13 protein-coding genes are annotated in these 14721 nt (G+C 73.6%); 6 read left to right on the plus strand and 7 right to left on the minus strand.

Going from position 1 to position 14721, the window contains the following annotated elements; genetic code table 11:
- The first annotated feature begins 149 nt into the window (after window positions 1-149).
- The 5 genes from ACIP4O_RS24975 to ACIP4O_RS24995 all read left to right on the plus strand — a co-directional run bounded on the left by ACIP4O_RS24975 (window position 150) and on the right by ACIP4O_RS24995 (window position 6129).
- Window positions 150-1748: a Y4yA family PLP-dependent enzyme gene (locus ACIP4O_RS24975; protein ID WP_401577677.1), complete on the plus strand. Its 1599-nt coding sequence runs from the start codon at window positions 150-152 to the stop codon at window positions 1746-1748.
- A complete protein-coding gene (locus ACIP4O_RS24980) occupies window positions 1745-3073 on the plus strand; it encodes a pyridoxal-phosphate dependent enzyme (protein ID WP_401577679.1) in 1329 nt (442 codons plus the stop codon). Before ACIP4O_RS24975 ends, ACIP4O_RS24980 begins: the two co-directional genes overlap by 4 nt.
- An 11-nt stretch (window positions 3074-3084) precedes the next feature.
- On the plus strand, window positions 3085-4290 hold the full coding sequence (locus tag ACIP4O_RS24985; RefSeq protein WP_401577680.1) for an aminotransferase class V-fold PLP-dependent enzyme: 1206 nt from the start codon (window positions 3085-3087) through the stop codon (window positions 4288-4290).
- A 65-nt stretch (window positions 4291-4355) separates the two neighbouring features.
- Window positions 4356-5180 (plus strand): class I SAM-dependent methyltransferase, encoded by an 825-nt coding sequence (locus tag ACIP4O_RS24990; protein WP_401577682.1) that lies wholly within the window; start codon window positions 4356-4358, stop codon window positions 5178-5180.
- A gap of 316 nt (window positions 5181-5496) precedes the next feature.
- Window positions 5497-6129 (plus strand): hypothetical protein, encoded by a 633-nt coding sequence (locus ACIP4O_RS24995; protein ID WP_401577684.1) that lies wholly within the window; start codon window positions 5497-5499, stop codon window positions 6127-6129.
- Between the two features lie 132 nt (window positions 6130-6261).
- Here the strand turns inward: ACIP4O_RS24995 and ACIP4O_RS25000 are convergent, their stop codons facing one another.
- The 3 genes from ACIP4O_RS25000 to ACIP4O_RS25010 form a co-directional block, all read right to left on the minus strand.
- Window positions 6262-7215, minus strand: a complete 954-nt coding sequence (locus ACIP4O_RS25000) for an NADPH:quinone oxidoreductase family protein (RefSeq protein WP_401577686.1) — start codon at window positions 7213-7215, stop codon at window positions 6262-6264.
- Window positions 7216-7362: 147 nt separating this feature from the next.
- Complete coding sequence (locus ACIP4O_RS25005) at window positions 7363-7929, minus strand: helix-turn-helix domain-containing protein (protein WP_401577790.1); 567 nt, start codon at window positions 7927-7929, stop codon at window positions 7363-7365.
- Between the two features lie 80 nt (window positions 7930-8009).
- A complete protein-coding gene (locus ACIP4O_RS25010; RefSeq protein WP_401577688.1) occupies window positions 8010-9305 on the minus strand; it encodes an alpha/beta fold hydrolase in 1296 nt (431 codons plus the stop codon).
- Between the two features lie 408 nt (window positions 9306-9713).
- Between ACIP4O_RS25010 and ACIP4O_RS25015 the strand changes: the two genes are divergently transcribed.
- On the plus strand, window positions 9714-10874 hold the full coding sequence (locus tag ACIP4O_RS25015; RefSeq protein ID WP_401577792.1) for an ABC transporter ATP-binding protein: 1161 nt from the start codon (window positions 9714-9716) through the stop codon (window positions 10872-10874).
- 91 nt (window positions 10875-10965) lie between these two features.
- On the opposite strand, the gene ACIP4O_RS25020 is transcribed toward ACIP4O_RS25015, so the two are convergent.
- Genes ACIP4O_RS25020 through ACIP4O_RS25035 form a run of 4 tightly spaced genes read right to left on the minus strand, consistent with a single transcriptional unit; the run spans window position 10966 to window position 14677 of the window.
- Window positions 10966-12339: a carboxypeptidase regulatory-like domain-containing protein gene (locus tag ACIP4O_RS25020; RefSeq protein ID WP_401577690.1), complete on the minus strand. Its 1374-nt coding sequence runs from the start codon at window positions 12337-12339 to the stop codon at window positions 10966-10968.
- Between the two features lie 21 nt (window positions 12340-12360).
- Entirely contained in the window at window positions 12361-13329 is a 969-nt protein-coding gene (locus tag ACIP4O_RS25025; RefSeq protein ID WP_401577692.1) for an ABC transporter substrate-binding protein, read from the minus strand.
- Window positions 13326-14000: an ABC transporter permease gene (locus ACIP4O_RS25030; protein WP_401577694.1), complete on the minus strand. Its 675-nt coding sequence runs from the start codon at window positions 13998-14000 to the stop codon at window positions 13326-13328. Before ACIP4O_RS25030 ends, ACIP4O_RS25025 begins: the two co-directional genes overlap by 4 nt.
- On the minus strand, window positions 13997-14677 hold the full coding sequence (locus ACIP4O_RS25035) for an ABC transporter permease (protein WP_401577696.1): 681 nt from the start codon (window positions 14675-14677) through the stop codon (window positions 13997-13999). The genes ACIP4O_RS25030 and ACIP4O_RS25035 overlap by 4 nt, the downstream gene beginning before the upstream one ends.
- Window positions 14678-14721: the final 44 nt, after the last annotated feature.

The raw sequence follows: 14721 nt of genomic DNA on the forward strand, positions 1-14721 counted from the left end.
GAGTGGGGGCCGGGTGGACAGCATGACGGCATGACTCATGGCGTTATGACAATCATGTCGGAGAAGGTGGCGCGGGCGGTTCCGGGTGCGGAGGGCCTGCCGGGGTGGCCCGCGCGGGGCGCCGGGTCCGCGAGGTGAGGGCGCCCGCCTTGCCGCCGTCCCCCCTGCTCCTGACGCCGAGGCTGGAGGCGCGGCTCGGGGCGCTGCTGCGCGCGCCCGAGGTCCTGTACCCGCTCGTCGAGGGCCTCGGCAGCCCGCTCAACGTCGTGCTGCCGCAGCAGGCTGTCGAGAACGTGCGGCGCTTCGAGTCGGCGCGCGACCGCCACCACCTGCGCGGCACGGTGTACTTCGCGCACAAGGCGAACCGTTCCAGCGCCCTGGTGCGCGCGCTCGCCACGAGCCGCGCCGGGCTCGACGTGGCCTCGCTGGAGGAGTTGCGGCACGGGCTCGGCAGCGGTTTCACGCCGGACCGGATCGGCGCCACGGGCCCGAAGGAGCCCGAGTTCCTGTGGCTCGCGGCCCGCGCGGGAGTGACGGTGACCGTCGAGGACCAGGGCGAGCTGGAACGGCTGGCCGGCCTCGTCGCACGGTACGAACTGCCGCGCGTCAAAGTGCAGTTACGCCTGTCGGGCTTCCCCTCGCAGGGGGTTCGGCAGCTCAGCCGCCCGAGCCGGTTCGGAACGCCGTACGCGGGGCTGCCGGCGCTGCTCGACGCGGTCGGGCGGGTGCGCGAGCGGATCGAGGTCGTCGGGGTCGCCTACCACATCGACACGACGGGCCTGCCCGAGAAGGCGCTCGCGCTCGACGGCTGCCTGCGCGCTCTCGATCTCTGCCTGGAGCGGGGGCTGCGCCCCGCGACGGTGGACATCGGCGGCGGATTCGGCGTGAGCCACCTGGCCGACGCGCGCGAGTGGGAGGCGTACACGACCGAGCTGACGCTCGCGGCGCTCGGCCGCCGCCCGCCGCTGACCTGGCGCGGGCACGGCTACGGGCTCGCCAACGAGGGCGGCACGCTGCGCGGTGCACTCGACCTCTACCCCGGCCACCGCCCGCTCGCCGGCGCGGACTACCTCGACGCGCTCCTGCGCCAGGACTCCCCCGCCTTCGGCCGCCCGCTCGGCGAGCTGCTGCTCGACGGCCTGTACGACCTCGCGGTGGAGCCGGGCCGCGCGCTCATGGACCAGTGCGGGGCGACGCTCGCCCGCGTCCTCGACGTGCGCCCCGGCGCGGACGGAATCCCGCAGGTGCGCCTCGCGATGAACGCGGACGACTGTGCCCTGGAGGAGCACGGCATCCTCGTGGACCCGCTGCTGCTGCCGCGGCCCGGCGGCGCCCCGGTGCCCGACCCGGGCCCGGGCGCGGCGACCGGCGTGTACCTGCACGGGAACCTGTGCCTGGAGTCCGACCTGATCACGCGCAGACTCGTCCAGCTTCCCCGGCTCCCGGCACCCGGTGAACTGCTCGCCTTCGCCAATACCGCCGGATACGCCATGGACTTCAGCGCCCAGTACGCCGAACGCCGCCCGCCCGCACGGAAGGTGGCGCTGGAGCAGGCGCGGGACGGCGGCTGGCGCTGGACCCTGGACGAGCAGTGGTGGCCCACGACGGCGGACCCGGACACGACGCCCCCGGCCACCACCCCCACGACGAGCACTCCGGCCGCCCGACCGGGCGGCACACCGGGCTCGACGGCGGTACGGGCGCAGGGCGTCCCACCGCTGCCCGGCACGACCAAGGGACGGGTATGAAGTACGACAGCATTCTCGACACCATCGGGCAGACCCCGCTCGTACGGATCGACCCGGCGGTGCACGGGCTGCGCTCCACCGAGCTGTACGCGAAGCTGGAGTTCTTCAACCCCTTCGGCTCGGTGAAGGACCGCGCGGCCTGGGGCATGGCACGTCCCGCGATCGCCGAGGCGGCCGAGCGCGGCGCCGAGGTCGTCGAGCTGTCCAGCGGGAACACGGCGAAGGCGCTCGCCGTCATCGCCTCGATGCACGGCCTGGGTTTCCGCAGCGTCACCAACCGCATGAAGATCCCCGAGGTCAAGGAGTTGCTGCTCCTACTCGGGGCCGAGATCGAGGAACTCCCCGGGCAGAGCGAGTGCCTGGACCCCACCGACACCGAGGACCCGCTCACCCGCTTCCACCGCGAACTGAGCACCCCCGGCGGCTCGTTCCTCCACACCGACCAGTACTTCAACCCGGCGAACGCGCGGGCGCACGAGGAGGGCACGGGTCCCGAGATCATCGCGGACCTCGGCGGGCGGGCACCCGACTGGTTCGTCGCGGGGGTAGGCACGGCGGGCTCGTCCTCCGGCGTCGCGCGGGCACTGCGGGCCGCCGAGGGGGACGTGCGGGTGCTCGGCCTCGTCGCGGAGAAGTCGGACTTCGTGCCGGGGATCAGGAATCTCGACGAGGTGCAGGAGGTGGGTCTCTTCGACCCGGCGACGTACGACCTCATCGAGGCGGTCGGCTCGCTCGACGCCATCGACGGGATGGTCGAGCTGATCCGGCGCTGCGGCATCCTCGCCGGCCCGACCGGCGGCGCGGCCTATCACGGCGCGGTGCGGCGGCTGCGCGAGGTCGAGGCGAGCGAGCCGGAGCGGCGGCGGACGGCGGTCTTCGTGGTGTGCGACCGCGTCGAGAGCTACCTGAGCTACGTGCGGGCCCGACGTCCCGAACTCCTCGGCGCCACCACGTCCTTGGCCACGCGCACGGCCGCCTCGGTCGGCGAGGAGGAGCGGGCCGGGGTGCACCGCATGCCGGTCGCCGAGGCCCAGAAGTGGCTGCTGCACGAGCAGCCGCTCGTGGTCGACCTGCGCGGCCCGCACGCGTACGCGGCGCAGCACATCGAGGGCTCGGTGAACATCGCGGACGAGTTGTTCGCCGAACTCCTGCGCGGCGGGTTGCCGTTCAGCAAGAGCCGCCCGGTGCTCCTCGCCTGTCCCGTCGGCGAGAAGTCGGTGGGGTACGCGGCGGTGCTGAGCCGGATGGGACACCCGGACGTGCGCAGCCTGGACGGCGGGGTCATCGCGTGGCGCGACGCGGGCGCGCCGCTGGTGCGGGAGTGAGGGGGGCGGTCATGGCCGAGGAGAAGGACCACTGGGAGCAACTGGCAGTCTGGCAGCGGGAGATACGTGAGCAGTTCCCGATCCTCACGGCGGAACCGCGTCTCGCGTATCTCGACAGCGCGGCGACCGCGCAGAAGCCGCGCGCGGTGCTCGACGCCGTCACGACGTACCTCACCACGAGCAACGCCAACGCGGCGCGCGGCACGTACCCGTGGGCCAACCGCACGACGCGGATGATCGAGGAGGTGCGCGAGCGGGTGAAGTCCTTTCTCGGCGATCCCGAACCGGCGCGCTCGCGCGTGCACTTCACGAGCGGCACGAGCGAGGGTCTGCGGACGATCGCACGGGACTGGCTGCCGGGGTACCTGCGGGACGGGGACGAGATCGTGGTGCCGTTCGCGGACCACGAGGCGAACGCCTCGCCGTGGCTGGAGGCTCGCGAGCTGCTCGCGGCGCGCGGCGTGCGGATCACGGTGCGCGAGATGCCGGTGCAGAGCGGCTCGGGCGACTACGACCTGACGGCGCTCGCCGCGCTGCTCACCCCGCGCACCCGGTTCCTCGCACTGACCCACGTGCACCATGTCTACGGCGCGGACATGAACGTGCACCGGATACGCGCGCTGGCCGGGGACGACGTGGTGCTGTGTCTCGACGCGGCGCAGAGCGTGGGACACCTGCCGATCTCGCTGGGCGCGCTCGACGTGGACTTCCTCGTCTTCTCGGGGCACAAGGCGCTCGCCCTGCCCGGCACGGGCGCGGTGTGGTCGCGCGGCCTGCGCGGCGCCCCCCTGGAGCCGGGAGGCTGGGACGGGACGCCGAACACGGTGGGGATCGCGAGTCTGGGCGCGGCGCTCGCCTGGCTGGAGGACGCCGGTCTCGACCGGATCGAGCGCTGGACGCGGGGCCTGGCGGCGCGGCTCACCGACGGGCTGAGCGCGCTGCCGGCGTACGAGGTGCTCGGCTGCCCGCTGAGCCTCGCGCGGGGGACGCGTGTGCAGCAGCGGCAGAGCATCGTCACGTTCCGCCATCGGGACATCGAGTCGGTCGATCTGGGATTCATCCTCTTCAGTGAAGGGTTCATGGTGCGGGCGGACGGCCTGTGCCAGGCGCGTGGCGGGGAAAAGCGCAGCTCAGTGCGGGTAAGCCTGCATGTGTACAACACCCTTGAGGAGATCGACCGGCTCCTGGTGACGCTGCGCGGCTTGACGTCGAGCTGATGGGAACCATTTTCACCTGTAGATTCGGGGGCCTCAACAGGAACAGACGGTAAGGGTGGTGCGGCATGGGGCTCTCTCTGCCCACGGCCGAGCGGTGGGTGGACCGCTGGGAACGGCAGCAGCAGCGGTACGCGGTGGACCGCGAGGAACGCTTCACGGTCGTCACGGACGTGGTGGAGCACGTGACGGAGGGCCAGGCGCGCCCGTACGTGCTCGATCTGGGCTGCGGTCCCGGGTCGCTGCCCGCCAGGCTCAGCGCGCGCCTGCCGCAGGCCCGGATCGTCGCGGTGGACATGGACCCGCTGCTGCTCGAACTGGCCCGCACCCGCCATCCCCGCGCGGCGCGGTACGTCCAGGCGGTCATCGGCGAGGAGGGGTGGACGGGGCAGCTCGGGCTGAGCGGCCCGGTGGACGCGGTGGTGTCCACGACGGCGCTGCACTACCTGCCGAAGGAGGACCTGCGGCGCGCGTACGCGGACCTGACGCGGGTGCTGCGGCCCGGCGGGGTGCTCGTCAACGCCGACCACCTCGGCTGCGGTTCGGCCGCGCTCGCCGGGATCGCCGCGCACGTGGGCGCGCGGCGGGCCCGGCGCGCGGGGGCCGTGGACAGCGAGGACTGGGAGAGCTGGTGGGCGGCGGCGGCGGATGATCCCGAGCTGGGCGAGCTGTGCGCGCGCCGGGAGCCGAGCCGGTTCGGCGGGACGAGCGGGCTGAGCCTGGGCACCCACGTCGAACTGCTGCGCGCGGCGGGGTTCGCGCACGCGGGTCCCGTGTGGCAGGTGGGGACGAGTCACGTACTGGTGGCGGTGCTTCCGGAAAGGCCGGGAAATAGCGGGCCGCGCGCGGGCGCGGAGGCCAAGGAATTCTGCACTCTGCACAATGCAGAATGACGCGTCCTCACTGTTTCACACAGAGTCGCATCGCACAGGGTGCGGATTTCAAGATCAAGGGCGCGTTTTCGCGCTCCAGGAGAATCGGGCAGCGGCGGAATGCGGGAATCCGCCACCCGGATTCCCGATCGACCGACACGTAACGCCTGGTCAGCGAGGCGAACGTCAACGGTTTTCACGGCTCTCCGCATCATTCACGCCACTCGGCAATTGCCGTGAAAATGTGGCGGGAATTGAGCGGAATGAGGACGTCGGGAGGCGGAATAATCACAGACGGCGAGGGAATCGCGGCTGCCGACGCGGAGGACTGCCTGCTGTGCACGAAGAGTTCGTGTGTCATCTCACCGCTTATGGCATGAGCGCGGGGGCCAGGGTCGGCGTCCCGCTCGGCACCTACCGCGCCCCTTCACTGCCGCTCGCCGTGAACTGGCTGCGTGAGCGTGCGGAATGGCTTTCGCGGATGCTCGATCCGAGCCCCGAGGCGCCCTGGCTGCCGCCCGGCACGCTCGTGGAGTCGGCCGAGCGGGCGTGGGCGGTGCCGGAGACGGTCCGCGCGTGGAGCAACGACATCAACGGCCACCTCCTGCTCGCGGAGAAACTCCTCGCGGGGGATCTCGTCGAGGTGCGCTGGCACGACGAGGCGACCGAGTACGAACTGCTCGCCGAGTCGGTCGACGCGGCCCGGATGCGGCGCGTGGACGTGTCCGCTCCGCAGGCCGCGGGGCACCCGGTCGTGGACGACGAGGGCACTCTGGCCCTGCCCGTCGTGCGCACCGAGATCACCGAGGCCGCCACGCTGCGCTTCGCGGCCGTCGAGATCGAGGCCCGCAGCCGGGGCGCCAACTCGTACTTCGGCTTACGCGTGCCGGCCCCCGCCACGCCGGAGCGGCCGCGCCCCCGCCCCCGCGCCGCCCGGCTGCGCGGACGGCTGGGGAGACGGCGCGGCTGAAGCGTGGCGGGACGGCCGGCAGGCAGGCACGCGGACAGGCATCACACGGGCCGACACGCACGGATCGCACCAGGCCGAGAGGTACGCACCGCACCGGGCTCAGACGCGCACACCGCGCGCCGGCGTCCCGGCTCAGGGAAGCACGCAGATCCGCCCCGTCGAGCGCCCCTCGGCCACACGCCGTACCGCCGATGCCGCACCCTCCAGCGGGACGCGCTCCGAGACGAGGGGCTTGATGGTGCCCTCGGCCGCGAGGCGGGTCAGCTCCCGGTGGCACTCGGCGATCGTCTGCGGCGCGTACGTGGCGTAGAGCCCCCAGTGCAGGCCGAGGATCGCGTAGTTCTTCACCATCGCGTGGTTGAGCGCGGGCGCGGGAATGGTGCCGCTCGTGAAGCCGACGACGATGACGCGGCCCTCGAAGGCGACGCACTTCGCGGCCTTCGCGTACGAGTCGCCGCCGACCGGGTCGTAGACGACGTCGGCGCCCCGGCCGCCCGTGAACTCCTTGACCCGCGCGATGATGTCGTCCGCGTGCCGGTCGAGTACGAGGTCGCAGCCGAGCTCGCGGGCGACCTCAGCCTTCGTGGGGCCGCCGACGACGCCGATGACACGCGCCCCCGCCGCCTTGCCGAGCTGGACGGCCGCGCTGCCGACGCCGCCCGCCGCCGCGTGCACGAGCAGCGTCTCGCCGGCCTGGAGACGGGCCCGGCGGTGGAGCCCGAACCAGCCGGTCTGGTAGCCGATGTGCAGCGCCGCCGCCTCGGCGTCGTCGAGGGCGTCGGGCGCGGGCAGGCTCGCCGCCTCCTCCAGGAGCGCGTACTCGGCGAAGCCGCCGTGCGGCAGGACGGGCGTGCCGATGAGGCGGCGTCCGTCCGCGGTGCGCCCGCACAGCTCGACGCCCGGCGTGAACGGCAGCGGTGGCCTGACCTGGTACTGGCCGCGGCACAGCAGCGCGTCGGGGAAGTTGACGTTCGCCGCGAGCACCTCGACGAGGAGCTGCCCCGGGCCCGGCTCGGGCCGTTCCGTCTCGGCGAGCCTCATCACCTGCTCGGGTTCGCCGGTCTCCGCCACCTGCCATGCCCGCATGGCTCGCTCCCGCCTGTTCGCGCCTCGGCCGCCCGGCCGGCACCGCGCTTGTGCGCCCGCGCCGTCGAACGGCCCCGTCGAGCGGCATACTAAGCGGTCGGTAAGGGCGAGTGGAAGCCCCGCGCCCCCCGCCACGGCGGTGCGGCGTCAGTCCGTCTTCCTCCGCTTCGGCCTCGCCCGCACGTGCATGCGCTCCCCCTGCGGCCCGAAGAGGACGAGGAGTTCGACGGGGCGGTCGTCCAGCAGCCCGAACCAGTGCGGGACGCGGGTGTCGAACTCCGCGGCCTCGCCCGGTTCGAGGACGAGGTCGTGCTCGCCGAGGACGAGACGGAGCCTGCCGTGCAGGACGTACATCCACTCGTAGCCCTCGTGCGTGCGCGGCTCGGGATCGAGCGAGCCGCCCTCGATGACCATCCGGTACGCCTGGACGCCACCGGGATGGCGGCTGAGCGGGTACATGCGGCGGTGGTGGCGGACGATCGGCTCGGCGCGGACGCGGGGGTCGGCGACGGGGCGGGTGCCGACGAGTTCGTCGAGGGCGACCCGGTGGGCGCGGGCGAGCGGGAGGAGGAGTTCGAGGGTCGGGCGGCGCAGCCCGGATTCGAGCCGGGAGAGGGTCGAGACGGAGATGCCGGTGCTCGCGGAGAGCGCGGCGAGGGTCATGCCGCGCTCCTTGCGCAGCCCGCGCAGCCGCTCCCCGACCCCGGCGAGGATCTGCTCGGAGCCCTCGTCACCGGCCCCGGCGAGGGCTTCGGCGGCGGCCCCGGCGTCCCCGGCCCCCGCCCGTCCGGCGCTCACGCGTCCCCGCGGACGAGCGCGAGCAGCCGGTCGAGGACCGGGCCCTGGCGCAGTCCGTCGTGCTCGTACTCGTCGGTGACCCAGGTGCGCAGGCCCTTGATCGCGTGCGCGGTGCGCAGCGAGTGCGCGGTGTCGACGTACATGTCGTCGTGGTAGACGGCGGCGGCGACGGGGACCTCATTGCGGGCGAGCCGGCCCGCGTCGTAGAGCGGGGTCCAGTCGGTGCGCTGGGCGAGGAGTTCGGCGGTCTCGCGCAGCGGCGAGAGCGAGGGGTCGCACGTGAAGGACCAGGGATGCACGGACTCGCCCGTGAAGAGGACGGGGGCCTCGCTCGCGAGCGCGCGCTCGGCGTCGAACTGCGGGAACTCGGTGCGTACGCGCTCGGCGGCCCAGCCGGTGGGGCGGTGGTCCTGCGCGTAGATCGACTCGTGCAGGATCGCGTAGAGCGGGTGGGCCGCGTAGGAGAGGGCGGCCTGCGCGGCCTCCTGGAAGGCGTCGGAGAGCTGGAGCCCGGTGGGGGTGCGGGCGAAGGCGTTCTCCAGGAGGTAGTGCAGCGTGTGGCTGCCCGAGCCGCCTCCGAGCGCGATGCCGAGCGACTGGAACGCCTCCACGGTGAGCCGGTAGCCGCCGTTGAGCACGGGGCGGTGCTCGGCGAGGTGCTCGGCGACGCGGCGCACGCGGTCGACGTCCTGCGGGTAGCGGGCGTAGTGCGCGGCGACCTTGCGTTCGACGCGTGGGTAGGCGGCGCGGTAGACGTCGTCCGCGTGGGCGTCGAGCGAGGGCAGTCCGCCCGTGACGAGCGCGGCGCTCAGGCCCTCGGGGGCGCTGGAGAGGTAGCGCGTGACGCAGAAGCCGCCGAAGCTCTGGCCGAGGACGGTCCAGGGGGTGCCGCCGGTGAGGTTCTGCCGGATCAGTTCGGCGTCCTTGACGATGGAGTCGGCGCGGAAGAGGGCGAGGTAGTCGGCCTGCTCGCGCGGGCCGCCGCGCAGTGGCAGGGTCTGACGGTTGGCCGGGGTGGAGCGGCCGGTGCCGCGCTGGTCCATGAGGAGGACGCGGTAGTCCTTGAGGGCGCGTTCCAGCCACGCCTCGCGTCCCACGAAGCGGCGGGCCGCGTTGCCCGGACCGCCCTCCAGGTAGAGGAGCCAGGGCCGCTCGCCGCCGCCGCGCTCCGTCGAGACCACTTCCCGGCCGAAGACCTCGATCTGCTCCCCGTCGGGCCGCTCGTGGTCGAGCGGGACGGTGAACATGCGGTCCGTGAGGACGACGCCGGGCTGGCGGTACGTGGCGGCCATGGTGCTCCTGCCGGGGTGGGTCGTGCCTGGTCGCTTCCCAGTGGAGCACACGGCCCGGGAGGCCTGCGCCCCGGCTCGGTCCGTACGGGACCCGCATCGGGAGGTGCCGCGGGCCCGGGAAGCCCCGCCGCCGCGGCGGCACGTTGCGCCGGATGGACGCCGGGATGCGCCCCGGCCACCTCGCGGAGATGCTGGCCGGTACACGAGAGGAGCCGCTGGGATGAGTACCCTTCAGCCCGTCCCGAGAGGACCGGGAGGCACCCGCGTCGGGGTGCCTCCCTTCCCGCGCCCGGCGCGCACGGCGGTGCGCGCCGCCCGGTCGCGGGTCGAGGGGGTGCTCGGGCCGCGCCGCCTGGATGTCGTAGTGCCCGGCGGGAGGTGAGCGCCACGGCCGCCCGGCCCCGCCCGATGATCCGCTTCGAGAACGTCGGCAAGCGGTACCCGGACGGCACCGTCGCGGTGCACGACCTCTCCCTGGACGTGGCCGAGGGAGAGCTGGTCACCCTGGTCGGCCCTTCGGGGTGCGGCAAGACGACGACCATGATGATGGTCAACCGGCTCGTCGAGCCGACCTCGGGGCGCATCGAGGTGGACGGCGAGGACATCGCGCACGTCGACCCGGTCGCGCTGCGCCGCCGCGTCGGCTACGTCATCCAGCAGGTCGGGCTCTTCCCGCACCGCACGGTGCTCGACAACACGGCGACGGTGCTGTCGCTGCTCGGTACGAAGCGGGGCCGGGCCAGGGAGCGCGCGCGGGAGCTGCTCGACCTCGTGGGGCTCGACCCGAAGACGTACGGTCCCCGGTATCCGCACCAGCTCTCGGGCGGGCAGCGGCAGCGGGTCGGGGTGGCGCGGGCGCTCGCGGCCGATCCGCCCGTGCTGCTCATGGACGAGCCCTTCGGCGCCGTGGACCCGGTGGTGCGCGAGCGGCTCCAGAACCAGTTCACCGACCTCCAGCGGCGCTTGCGCAAGACGGTGCTGTTCGTGACGCACGACATCGAGGAGGCGGTGCGGCTCGGGGACCGCATGGCGGTGTACGGGCCGGGCCGCATCGAGCAGTTCGACACGCCGCAGGCCGTTCTCGGGCGGCCCGCGACCCCGTACGTCGCGGAGTTCGTCGGCACGGACCGGGGCCTGAAGCGGCTCTCGGTGACCGAGATCAGGCCCGAGGACCTGGAGGAGCCGCCGCTCGTGCGGCAGTCCGAGCCGGCCGCGCGGGCGGCGGAGCGGCTGCGGGCCGAGGGGGCGCGCTGGGCGGTGGTGCTCGACGGGGCGGGCGAGCTGCACGGCTGGGTGGGCGTGGACGAGGTGAGCGGCGGCGGGGAGCGGGCCGTCGGTGAGCTGGCGCACCGGATGAACGCGTGGGTCCCGGTGGGCGCCCCGCTCAAGCAGGCGTTCGGCGAGATGCTCCAGCACGACGCGGGCTGGGTCGCGGTCCTCGACGGGGCGCGCTTCCTGGGCGTACTGACCCCCGGCAAGCTCCACGAGGCGCTGCGGCGCTCGGTGGACGCGGACGCGCGCGGGGTGGGGCGCGGGGACGTGGACTTCGAGTCGGTGGCGGACGCCTGAGGGGCGGTACGGGGACGGGACGGCCTCCCGGCGGGCGGCGCCCCCTCCGCCGTACCGCGACCGCTCTGCCCCGTGCCGTCCCCCCGAGCCGTCAGGTGCTCGGCACCGCGTGGGCGCTCGGGGCCGCGAGGACGAAGTCCTGGCGCGTGACGTGGCCCTCGCGGGGCAGGACGCGGCTCGCGGCGGGGCGGTGGCCCTTGGCGAGGGCGAGGACGCTGACCCAGTCCTCGGGCAGGCCCGCCGCGCCCCAGCGGCCCTCCTCGTCAGTGACGGTCTTCAGGAGCTGACGGCCGTCGTGGCCGAGGACGGTGATGAAGACGCCGGGCACGGGGCGGCCGTCGTCGTAGAAGACCTCGCCGCCGAGCACCGCCGTGCGCTCCCCGAAGGGGTCGTGCGCGCCGGGGGTGACGGCGTGGGGCACGGGGGCCTCCAGGGCCGGGTCCTCGACGGGTTCCTCGGGCGCCGCCGCCCCGGCGCGCTCGTGTTCCTTGCGCCGGGCGAGCACCGCCCCGACGACGACGAGCAGCAGGCCGAACACGAGCCACGCGCACAGCACGAGCGTCGGGCGCAGGACGCCCTTGCCGTCGAAGTAGAAGATGCCGTGCAGTGCCTCGATGACGTTGCCGAGCGGGAAGACCGGGTGCAGGGCGCGGAAGAAGGCGGGGACCATCTGGTAGGGGATGGCGCCGCCGCTCGACGGGATCGAGAGCAGCACGAAGAGCGTGATGGCGACGCCGGGGATGAACTGCCTCACGAAGGGGACGAGCCCGTAGGTGACCCAGGCGACCGCCTGCGAGAGCAGGAAGAGGTAGAGGATGCCGAGCGGTTCGCCGGGGACGATGTCGAGGCCGCGCCCGATGAAGTAGGCGACGAGGCTCATGAAGGCGGACAGGCCCGCGAGGGTGAGCAGTTTGCCGCGCCGGGTGAGGTGGGCGCGGATGAGCATCATGACGGAGATGTAGGCGGAGATGTTGAGGGACATCGTGAGGTAGAAGAGGCCGGTGCCGCTCGTGTCGCCGGAGGCGGTGGGGACGAGTTCGACCGTGTCGAGCTGTCCGCCCTGGCGCTCGACGAGCGCGCGGAAGGCGGTCGTGACGGCCTGTTCGAGCAGGGCGCCCTCGGCTTTGGCGAGGTAGAGGGTGGGGCGGCGGGCGTCGGCGGCGAAGGCGGCCTCGGTGTCGCGGTCGAGGACCTTGCGGCGCGCGTCGGCGGGCGAGTCGGCGGTGACGATGTCGAAGGCGCCGGGTGACGCCTTGTCGAATCCCGCGCGGATCTCGCGCGCCGCCTGCGGGCCCGAGACGGCGACGCGCACGTCGTGCGGCGTCGGGTTGTGGAAGGGCAGCGCGTAGCAGAGCAGGAAGCCGAAGAAGAACAGGAGCGGGAACCACAGGCCGCCCGCGAGGGTGCGGGCGAGGTCGGCGAGTGCGGCGCCGCGGCCGCGCGGCTCGGGGGTCTCCTCGGTCATCGGGCTGCCTTCCTGACGGGCTCAGAGCAGGTGGTGACGGTCGAGGTAGTCGCGGGCGACGTCCTCGGGCAGGCGGCGCCAGCTGTCGACGCGGCGGTTGAGGTCGGCGAGGTCGGCGGTGGTGAGGACCTTGTTGAGGCGGCCGAGCGCGGTGGCGACGCGGCGCGAGCCGGCCCGGGAGCGGTTGACGACGGGGACGAGGTAGTCGGCGTTCTGGAGCTTCTTGTCGTCGCGGAGCAGGACGAGCCCGAACTCGTCGAGCGTGGCGTCGGTCGTGGTGGTGGCGACGAGCTGGTCGCGGCCGTCCTGCACGGCCTTCTTCGCCTGCGTCGTGCCGAGGCCCTTGGGGTCGATCGCGGTGAGGTCGATGCCGTACGTCTTCTTCAGGCCCGGGGCGCAGTACGGGCGGGTCGCGCACTCGTCGCCCGCCGCGATGCGGACGGGGAGCTTCGCGCGGCCGAGGTCGGAGAGGGTGCGCAGCCCGTGCTTCCTCGCGTAGGCGCGCGTGACGGCGTACGCGTTCTGGTCGACCGCCCTGCCCGGGTCGAGGACGTCGAGTCCGCGTGCGGCGGCGAGGGCGCGCAGGTGGCGCATGGTGCGGTCGAGGTCGGGAGAGCCGACGGGTTTCGCGTCGGCGCCGTTCTTCTTGGCGTTCAGCCAGTCGGCGAACGTGGCGGCGTACTCGGGGACGACGTCGATCTGCCCGGATTCGAGCGCGGGCTCGTACAGCTCGCGGTTGGAGACGGTGAGCAGCCGGGTGCGGTAGCCGGCTTTGTCGAGGAGCAGCTTGTACATGTGGGCGAGCAGGTCGCTCTCGGTGAAGCCGGCGGAGCCGATGGTGAGCTGCTCGCTGTCGCCCGGGGGCGCGGTGACCTCGTTCCGGTTCTCCAGGGACGGGCCGGTGGAGCAGGCGGTGAGGAGGAGCGCCGCGGTGAGCAGCGCGGCGGCGCGACGGGTACGGGGCCGGGCGGCGCCCGGGGCGCGGGTCACCGGGCGGCCTCCTGTTCCCGCACCGGCAGCCACCGCTCCCCCAGCGCGAAGGCGCCCTCGACGAGGAGCGCGAAGACTGCGACGAGGACGGCGCCGGCGACGACCTGCGGGGTCGAGGCGAGGTTGAACCCGGCCGTGATGATGCGGCCGAGGCCGCCGCCGCCCGCGAGCGCGGCGATCGTGGCCGTCGCGACGAGCTGGACCGCGGCGATGCGGACGCCGGTGAGGACGAGCGGGGCCGCGAGCGGCAGTTCGACGCGCCACAGGAGCTGCCGCCCGGTCATGCCCATGCCGCGCGCGGCGCGGACCACCTCGCGGTCCACGCCCCGCATCCCGACGTAGGCGTTGGTGAGCAGCGGCGGCACCGCGAAGAGGACGAGCGCGATGACGGTGGGGCCCTCGCTGAGCTTGCCGACCGGGGTGAGCAGGAGGAGGACGAGGACGGCGAAGGTGGGGACGGCGCGGCCGATGTTCGCGAGGTTGAGGGCGAGGGCGCCGCCGCGCCCGATGTGGCCGAGGACGAGGGCGACGGGGAGCGCGACGAGGCAGCTGACGAGCAGGCAGACGAGGGTGAGCAGGACGTGTTCGGCAAGGCGGTGCGCGATGCCGTTCTCGCCCGACCAGTGGGCGGGGTCACTCAGCCAGTCCCAGGTGTCGCCGAGTACGTTCACGCGCGGGTCCAGGGGGTGAGGAGGCGGCCGATCAGAAGCAGGAGCAGGTCGGCGGCGATGGCGAGGAGGACGCACAGGACCGAGGCGGTGAGCACCTGGGCCTTGAAGTAGGTGTTCATGCCCTGGTAGATGAGGTTGCCGAGGCCGCCGAAGCCGACGATGGCGCCCACGGTGACGAGCGAGACGGCCGAGACCATCGCGATGCGCAGGCCCGCGAAGGCGGCGGGCAGCGCGAGGGGCAGTTCGACCGCGAGGAGCAGCCGCAGCGGCCCGTACCCCATGCCGCGCGCCGCCTGCCGGGTCTCCTCGGGCACGGCGCGCAGCCCGGCGAGGAGGTTGCGGACCAGGAGCGTGAGCGAGTACAGGACGAGCCCCGCCACGACGAGGGTCGCCGAGAGCCCGTACACCGGCAGCAGCAGCGAGAACATCGCGAGCGACGGGATCGTGTAGAGCACCGTGGTGAGCGCGAGCAGCGGCCCGGCCGTCCAGCGCAGGCGGCGCGCGAGGACGGCGAGCGGGACGGCGATGACGAGGGCGATGCCGACGGCGGCGGCGGTCAGCTCGACGTGCTGCGCGACGGCGTCGAGCAGCACGTGCCGCCGGGTGGTCAGGTACGTGCCGCAGATCCACTCGTTGCGGGCGAGGCAGTCGTCGGGGGTGGCTGGGCTGGCGCTCACCTCCCCATTCCAGCGGCGACACGGGGTGCGGGCACGTTCGGACG

It is taken from the genome of Streptomyces sp. NPDC088923, assembly GCF_044749745.1.
Lineage (GTDB): Bacteria > Actinomycetota > Actinomycetes > Streptomycetales > Streptomycetaceae > Streptomyces.

Excerpts from the sequence above, each read along its gene's own strand:
- ACIP4O_RS24980 (WP_401577679.1), top strand. The coding sequence starts at position 1,745 with ATGAAGTACGACAGCATTCTCGACACCATCGGGCAGACCCCGCTCGTA.
- ACIP4O_RS24985 (WP_401577680.1), top strand. The coding sequence starts at position 3,085 with ATGGCCGAGGAGAAGGACCACTGGGAGCAACTGGCAGTCTGGCAGCGG.
- ACIP4O_RS24990 (WP_401577682.1), top strand. The coding sequence starts at position 4,356 with ATGGGGCTCTCTCTGCCCACGGCCGAGCGGTGGGTGGACCGCTGGGAA.
- ACIP4O_RS25000 (WP_401577686.1), bottom strand. The coding sequence starts at position 7,215 with ATGCGGGCATGGCAGGTGGCGGAGACCGGCGAACCCGAGCAGGTGATG.
- ACIP4O_RS25010 (WP_401577688.1), bottom strand. The coding sequence starts at position 9,305 with ATGGCCGCCACGTACCGCCAGCCCGGCGTCGTCCTCACGGACCGCATG.
- ACIP4O_RS25015 (WP_401577792.1), top strand. The coding sequence starts at position 9,714 with ATGATCCGCTTCGAGAACGTCGGCAAGCGGTACCCGGACGGCACCGTC.
- ACIP4O_RS25020 (WP_401577690.1), bottom strand. The coding sequence starts at position 12,339 with ATGACCGAGGAGACCCCCGAGCCGCGCGGCCGCGGCGCCGCACTCGCC.